We start from the raw sequence: 1,057 nt of genomic DNA, 5'->3' as shown, positions 1-1,057 counted from the left end.
GTAACAGTTTCCTCGGCGGCTCATACTGAGTTCCATACCATACGATTTCAGTTGCTCCACGTATTCTTTTGACGTGTACTGCGAGCCACGATCCGAGTGATGTAGCAGTCCTGGAGCGGGGCGTTTGGCCCGGTAAGCATCATTCAATGCACCTAGCACCAGACTCGTTTCCATATGGTTGTACAGACGCCAGCCTACAATTTCACGCGTACATAAATCCAGAACACTGGCGAGATATAACCGGCCTCCTCGGCAGGGAATGTAGGTGATATCGGTGACCCATGCGGTGTTCGGTTTGGACGTTTGAAATTGCTGGTTCAGCGTATTTGGTGCAATGGGATGATGATGTTTAGAATCCGTCGTTTGGACACGATACCGAGGACTATGCACGGAACGAAGATTCATTTGACGCATGTATATACTGACGGTACGGGAAGAGATTCTGTATCCTTCCAGATGGAGCGCATACGTAATTTTCGGACTTCCACAGCGCTTCTGGTGGTCGTAGAAATGAAACCGAATACGCTTCATGATCTCCGTTCTCCGGTGCTGCTGCTTACTTGTTCGATCCAGCCGCCACTTGTAATATCCGCTCCGTGACACGTGTAACAGAGTGCACATCTTCTCCAAAGAAAACAGGGAGCGATGGTTTTCCAGAAACTGAAACCTTAGCTCTTTGGTTTGCTGAAGATGTGCACTGCTTTTTTTACAATAGCCAGTTCCTCTTGCGTGTCCGCAAGCGTATGCTCTTTCTCTTGAAGCAACCGGCGCATTTCTTTAAGCTCTGCTTCCAGTTCTTTCACTCGATCTACGCTAGCTACGGGCTCATGTTTAAGCTCGCGATACTTGCCCATCCACTGGTGTAATGTACTTTTTGGAATGTTGAGTTCTTCTGCCAAGTCTGCGAGTGTCTTGGTCTGTTCTTGAATAAATTTTACCGTTTGTTTCTTAAATTCTTCATTGTATCGTTGCCGCTGTTCTCCCATGTGGACACACCTCCGTTAGCCTTATTATCCTTCTGTCCGTTAACGGGTGTCCACTTTTTATTCTAGTTCCA

At 47.3% G+C, this 1,057-nt stretch carries 2 protein-coding genes; both read right to left on the bottom strand.

The genetic code is table 11. From position 1 onward, the window contains the following. A partial coding sequence (locus tag M3636_RS28985) for an IS3 family transposase (RefSeq protein WP_251384748.1) occupies positions 1 to 657 on the bottom strand: 657 nt, incomplete at its 3' end. Between the two features lie 11 nt (positions 658 to 668). Further along, positions 669 to 986, bottom strand: a complete 318-nt coding sequence (locus M3636_RS28980) for a transposase (RefSeq protein ID WP_128100924.1) — start codon at positions 984 to 986, stop codon at positions 669 to 671. Positions 987 to 1,057 lie beyond the last annotated feature (71 nt).

The sequence above is a fragment of the Paenibacillus sp. MER 99-2 genome, from assembly GCF_023714095.1.
In the GTDB taxonomy this organism is placed as follows: Bacteria; Bacillota; Bacilli; order Paenibacillales; family Paenibacillaceae; genus Paenibacillus.
The sequence above is the reverse complement of the archived record's forward strand: the minus strand, read 5'-3'. Positions and strand labels throughout refer to the sequence as shown.

What these genes read in the sequence shown, in the direction of transcription:
- M3636_RS28980 (WP_128100924.1), bottom strand. Translation starts at nt 986, where the DNA reads ATGGGAGAACAGCGGCAACGATACAATGAAGAATTTAAGAAACAAACG.